The organism is Nocardiopsis sp. NPDC055824, from assembly GCF_053616335.1.
In genome coordinates this window covers 1-6005 of the sequence record NZ_JBSHDN010000295.1, presented here as the reverse complement: position 1 = coordinate 6005, position 6005 = coordinate 1, and the positions used below count along the sequence as shown (strand labels likewise).

Here is a 6005-nt window from a genome sequence, read left to right as displayed (position 1 = left end):
GCGCTCACGCGCCCTCCCCCTCGTCGCGGATCGTGCCGGATGCGGCGACCGGGGCCCGCCCTCCGCCGCCCTCCCCTGCCGGGGGCGCGTGCGGGCGTCGAACCCCGGCCGGCGGGTACGGGGACCGCCGGGGGCGGGCCCCGCCCCGTACCGGCCGCGCCTGCGGTCGGCGCGTCAGGCGGTCTTGACCACCAGGTCGACCTCGATGTTGCCGCGCGTGGCGCGGGAGTAGGGGCACATCTGGTGGGCGGCCTCGACGAGCTCCTCGGCCTTGGCCTGCTCCACGCCGGGGATGGTGACGGTGAGCTGCACGGCGATGTCCAGGCCCTCGTCGGACTTGCCGAGCGTCACCCGGGCCTCGATGAACGAGCCCTCGACGTCGGTCTTGGACTGGCGGGCCACGTTCTTGAGCGCACCGTGGAAGCAGGCGCCGTAGCCGACGGCGAAGAGCTGCTCGGGGTTGGTGCCGAGGCCGTCGTCGCCGCCCACGCCCTTGGGCACGGACAGGTCGACCGCGAGGCGCCCGTCGTCGGTCTTCCCGCTGCCCTTGCGGCCCTCGCCGGTGACGGTGGCGTTGGTGGTGTACATGGCCTTGTATGCCATTGCTTGCCTCTCTCCCGGCTCCGCACGCGCGGAGCCAACAGTGGTGGGTTTCTTCCGGTGCGTGGTCAGGTTCCGGGCGCTTCGGCCGTGTCGCACGGGGCGCGCCTGCTCGCGGCCGTCTCCACCGAGAAGGTGAGGCGGCCGAGCGCGTCCCGCAGCTCGCGGGCCTGGGCGGCCGTCAGGTCCGTGGCGCAGACCAGCCGGCCGGGGATGTCCGTCGCCCGCTCCCTCAGGGCGAGGCCCCGCGGGGTGGCGGTGACGCGGACGACGCGCTCGTCGGTGGTGCTGCGCTCCCGGGTCAGGAGCCCGGAGGCCTCCAGCCTGCGCAGCAGGGGGGAGAGCGTGCCCGAGTCCAGGTGCAGGGCGCGGCTGAGCTCCTTGACCGTGAGCGTTCCGCGTTCCCACAGGACGATCATCACCAGGTACTGGGGGTAGGTGAGTCCCAGGTCCCCCAGCAGTTCCCGGTACAGCCCGGTCAGGGCCCGGGAGGCGGTGTAGAGGGAGAAGCACAGCTGGTTGTCCAGCGCGAGGGGGTCGCCCTCGTCGGGATGCGCCACGGTGTTCCCTCCTGCCTCGCGGGCCCCGCGCCTGCGGGCTTGCCGGTGGCACCACCGTAGCAGAATTCAGTTGCACACAACATGGTTGACCACAACTTTTTGTGCGGCGCGCTGTCCGCGCCCCGCGGCGGGGCGCGGACAGCGGGGTGTCACAGGAAGCGGACCCCCTGGGCCAGGGGCAGCTCTCCGCCGTAGTTCACGGTGTTCGTCGCCCGGCGCATGTACGCCTTCCAGGAGTCCGAGCCCGACTCGCGGCCGCCACCGGTGTCCTTCTCACCGCCGAAGGCGCCGCCGATCTCCGCGCCGGAGGTGCCGATGTTGACGTTGACGATCCCGCAGTCGGACCCCGCCGCCGACAGGAACCGCTCGGCCTCGGCCTGGTCCTGGGTGAAGATCGCCGACGACAGCCCCTGGGGCACGCCGTTGTGCAGCTCGACCGCCTCCTCCAGCGTGCTGTAGGCCAGCACGTACAGGACGGGCGCGAAGGTCTCCTCCCGCACCACCTCGGTCTGCGCCGGCATGCGCACCACCGCGGGCTCCACGTAGTAGGCGTCCGCGGCGGCCTCCTCCCACCTGCGGGCGCCGCCCACCAGCACCTCGCCCCCGTCGGCCTGCGCGCGCTCCAGCGCGGCCCGCATCGCGGTGTGGGAGCGCTCGCCGATCAGGGGACCCACCAGGGTCGACTCCTCGAAGGGGTCCCCGATGCGGTCGCGCAGCTGCTTGTAGGCGTCCACGACCCGCCGGGCGACCTCGTCGGCCACGTCCTCGTGCACGATGAGCCGCCGCAGGCTCGTGCACCGCTGCCCCGCCGTCCCCGCCGCGGCGAACACGCTCCCGCGCACCACCAGGTCCAGGTCGGCGGACGGGGCGACCACGGCCGCGTTGTTGCCGCCCAGCTCCAGCAGGTAGCGGCCCATCCGCGCGGCCACACGCGGCGCGACGGCGCGGCCCATCGCCGTCGACCCGGTCGCCGACAGCAGCGCCACCCGCCCGTCCTCCACCAGGGCCTCACCGACCTCGCGGTCCCCCAGCACCAGCCGGTGGACGTCGGCGGGCGCGCCCACGTCCTCCGCCGCCCTCATCAGGAGCCCGTGGCAGGCGAGCGCGGTGAGCGGGGTCAGCTCCGAGGGCTTCCACACCACCGTGTCGCCGCACACCAGCGCCACACAGGTGTTCCACGACCACACGGCCACCGGGAAGTTGAACGCCGTGATCACACCGACCACGCCCAGGGGGTGCCAGGTCTCCATCAGGCGGTGGCCGGGCCGCTCCGAGGGCATGGTGCGGCCGTACAGCTGCCGGGACAGGCCCACCGCGAGGTCGCAGATGTCGATCATCTCCTGGACCTCGCCCAGGGCCTCGGAGTGGATCTTGCCCGCCTCCACGGTCACCAGCGCGGCCAGGTCCGCCTTGTGCTCGCGCAGGAGCTCGCCCAGCCGGTGCACGAGCCGGCCCCGCACGGGCGCCGGGGTGTCCCGCCACTGCGACGTGAAGGCCTCGTGGGCGGCGGTGACGGCCCGCTCGGCGGAGGCGGCGGTGTCGAACTCGACGGGGAAGAGGATCTGTCCGGTGATCGGCGTCCTCGCCACCCCGGCGGCCCCGACCGGCTCGCGCAGCCGCTCGACGCCGCACCGTCCCAGGGCGTCCCTCGCGCGCTCGGCGAGTCGCTCGGTGTCGGGGAGGGCGGAAGTGTCCATGTGTTTCTCTCTCCGTTGAGAGGGCCTGCGGTCACCACACACCCTGCCAAGTCCGAGCCGCCCGGTCCAGCCCCCGGGACCTGTTCCGGGACGCGCCGCACACCCCTGCCACAGCGGGGTTCGGGCGACGTTAGACTCGGCTGGCTCCACCCCCCGGATCCCCGCACACGCCAGCCCCGCCTTCCGACAGACAGCGACCCCGTGCACCACGACACCACGCCCGAAGAGGACCGCGCCGGGCTCCCCGAGCCCCGCCGCATCCTGGCCCGTTCCGGTTTCGGCGCAGCCGAACCCCTGTTCAGCGCCGACCTGCGCGCCGCCACCGACCTCGCCCAGGCCCGCGAGGCGGTCTCCGCACACGCCTCCCGCCTGTGGACCGAGGCCACACGCACCGACGTCGACGGCCCCGACGACCGCCCCCCGTACTGGGCACGGCTGGTGCTCGCCGCCCGCCTGCGCACCTGGAGACCGGGGTTCGCACTCTCCGAGGCCGAGCGCGCCGACCTGCTGCACCTGCTGGAGACCGGCTCGCGCGGGATCACCGACCTCGACTTCCCTCCGGGCGAGCGGTGGATCCGGATCGTCGTGACCGGTTTCGACCCCTTCCGCCTGGACGAGGACCCGGGGTGCTCCAACCCGTCGGGGGCCGCGGCCCTGGACCTCAACGGATGGACCTTCCCCGTGGGCGGGCGCACCGCCGTGGTGCGCACCGCCGTGTTCCCCGTGCGGTGGGCGGACTTCGACGCCGGCCTGGTGGAGGAGGCCCTGGCCGACCAGCACGGGCGCGCCGACGCCGTGGTCACCCTCAGCCGGGGGCGCCCCGGGCGGTTCGACATCGAGGAGTGGAACGGGATCTGGCGCGGAGGGGGGCCGGACAACGTCCGCGAGGTCCGCACCGGCCGCGCCCCGGTGCCCGGCCCCGACGCGCCGGAGTGGACGCGCTCGTCGCTCCCCGGCGCCAGGATCGCGGAGGCCACCGCGGGACGCCCCTACCCGGTGGTGGTCAACGCCGCGGTCACCGAGGTCCCCGCCGGGGCCGACGAGCAGCGGGAGCGGCCCGACGGCCCCAGCGAGGGCTCCGCCGCGCGCCGCGGGGGCGGCGGGAACTACCTCTCCAACGAGATCGCCTACCGCAACACCCTGCTCCGGGACCGCTCCGGGTGGGAGGTCCCGGCCGGGCACGTCCACCTGCCCAAGGTCGCGGGCCCGGGCGAGAACGCCGCGGTCCTGGCCCAGGTGCGCGAGATCGTGCGCACCGTGGCCGAGGCCGCGGGGGCCTCTCCCCCGACGGCCTGAGGGGTCGGCCGACGGGGCCGCGGAGGCGTTCACGGTCCCGTTCGGCCTGGTGAGTGCATCGAATTGGCCAATTCGGCACCCAGAGTGCTCCAGGAGACGCGCGGTGGTCCTCCCCCGGCCGGGCGCTTCGATATGGTCCCCCCGTGGCTGTCACCTCACTGCGACGAAATCTCTCTGTCAGCGCTGCCCTGGGCCTGCTCCTGGTCCCGGGCTGCCATGCCGCGGACCAGGCGCTCCCGTACGCCGAGGCGGTCCGCACCCCGGTCGACGAGATGCCCGGCCTGGAGTCGGAGACCCTGTCGGTGACCACCGACCACAGTGTGGTGAGTTACCGGTATCCGCTGCTGGGCGGCGCGCCCGCGCTCATGACCGAACTCCGCACCTCCATGGCCGAGCGGCAGACGGCCTTCCTGGAGGAGCTTCCCGGGGGCGGCACCCCGGAACTGCACCAGGACGTGGCCCTGCTGGCCGCCTCCTCCGAGGTCGTCGGGGTGCGGCTCACCGCGGCCGCCTCCGCGGGGACCAACGACACCTTCGACGCGCGCAGCCTGTGGTACGACGTCGCCGGGGAGAGGGTCCTGCCCTGGACCTCGCTCTTTCGCGACGAGGCCGCCATCGAGCAGGCGCACCTGGAGGTGGCCGGGATCCTGGAGGACAGCTACCACCTCCCGGTCCAGGAGATGCCGGGCCTGGTCGGCGAGGTCGCCGCCCGGGCCGCGCAGAACGGGGAGGAGGGCGAGGAGGGCGCCGACACCGCCGCCGCCGATGGCGGCGCCCCGTCCCCCGGGGACGCCCGGGACGGGGGGCCGGACGGGGGCGGCGAGCCCCTGGACCTGACCGACCCGGAGCAGGCCGCGGAGGCCGCCGAGCGCTGGTCGGGCTCCCCTCTGGAGGACCTGGCGTTCAGCACCGCGGGCGGCCTGGCCGTCCGCATGGAGGCGGCCGACGTGCCGGGCGCGGGCCGTGTCGACGAGGTGCTGCTGCCGGTGGAGCCCGGGGACGCCGAGGAGCTGCTGTCCGAGCTGGGCTACCACGCCCGCGAGGCCGCGCTGGGCCGGAACACCGCCGACGAGGACTTCCCCCTGGGCGGGGGGCTGAGCGCCCGGGCCGGCGCCCTGGACTGCGAGCGCCTCAAGTGCGTGGCCCTGACCTTCGACGACGGGCCCGGCGAGCACACCGACGAACTCCTGGACATCCTCGCCGAGTACGACGCCCGAGCCACCTTCTACGTGCTGGGGTCCCTGGTGGGCGAGTTCCCCGAGCCCCTGGAGCGCATGGCGGCGGAGGGGCACGAGCTCGGCAACCACACCTGGAAGCACGACGACCTCGCGGGCATGTCGGGCGAGGCGGTGCGGCGGGACATCGAACGCACCAACCAGGCCGTGAAGGAGGTGATCGGCTCCGACCCGCCGACCATCCGCCCGCCCTACGGGTCGCTCAACGGCACGGTGCGCGAGGCCGTCGACCAGCCGCTCATCCTGTGGGACGTGGACACCCTGGACTGGCAGAGCCGCGACACCGGCGCGATCAGCGAGCACGCGCTGGAGCACTCCGTGCCCGGCAGCGTCGTCCTCTTCCACGACATCCACGAGACGTCGGTGCGGGCCATCCCGGACGTGCTCTCGGGGCTGCACCGGGAGGGCTACCACTTCGTGACGGTCACCGACATCTTCGGCGCGGACGCGCTCACCGCGGGCAAGGTGTACACCGACGCCCAGCCCGCCGGACAGGACGGCGGGGACGGGGACGGAGAGGGCGGGGACGGGAACGGAGAGGGCGGCGGCGGGGACTGATCCCGGGGATCGCATCCGCGGCCCGGTCCGGGCTCCCACGGGGGCCCCGGTCCGGGCCG

General features: G+C 74.4%; 5 protein-coding genes. 2 read left to right on the top strand and 3 right to left on the bottom strand.

Annotated features, from left to right (window positions below; all coding sequences use genetic code 11):
• Positions 1-174 precede the first annotated feature (174 nt).
• From ACWGL3_RS30485 to amaB, 3 genes are all read right to left on the bottom strand, one after another.
• Positions 175-603 carry an organic hydroperoxide resistance protein gene (locus ACWGL3_RS30485; RefSeq protein ID WP_267944507.1) on the bottom strand — a complete coding sequence of 143 codons (429 nt, stop codon included), beginning with the start codon at positions 601-603 and terminating at the stop codon, positions 175-177.
• A 65-nt stretch (positions 604-668) separates the two neighbouring features.
• Positions 669-1160, bottom strand: coding sequence for a MarR family winged helix-turn-helix transcriptional regulator (locus ACWGL3_RS30480; protein WP_267944508.1), 492 nt, complete (start codon positions 1158-1160; stop codon positions 669-671).
• A 149-nt stretch (positions 1161-1309) separates the two neighbouring features.
• Positions 1310-2857 (bottom strand): L-piperidine-6-carboxylate dehydrogenase, encoded by a 1548-nt coding sequence (gene amaB / locus ACWGL3_RS30475; RefSeq protein ID WP_267944509.1) that lies wholly within the window; start codon positions 2855-2857, stop codon positions 1310-1312.
• Positions 2858-3058: 201 nt separating this feature from the next.
• Here amaB and ACWGL3_RS30470 point away from each other — a divergent pair, with 201 nt between their 5' ends.
• Complete coding sequence (locus ACWGL3_RS30470) at positions 3059-4153, top strand: pyroglutamyl peptidase (RefSeq protein ID WP_267944510.1); 1095 nt, start codon at positions 3059-3061, stop codon at positions 4151-4153.
• Between the two features lie 143 nt (positions 4154-4296).
• Positions 4297-5946, top strand: a complete 1650-nt coding sequence (locus tag ACWGL3_RS30465) for a polysaccharide deacetylase family protein (RefSeq protein ID WP_267944511.1) — start codon at positions 4297-4299, stop codon at positions 5944-5946.
• The last annotated feature ends 59 nt before the right edge of the window (positions 5947-6005 follow it).

Excerpts from the sequence above, each read along its gene's own strand:
- ACWGL3_RS30485 (WP_267944507.1), bottom strand. The coding sequence starts at position 603 with ATGGCATACAAGGCCATGTACACCACCAACGCCACCGTCACCGGCGAG.
- amaB (WP_267944509.1), bottom strand. The coding sequence starts at position 2,857 with ATGGACACTTCCGCCCTCCCCGACACCGAGCGACTCGCCGAGCGCGCG.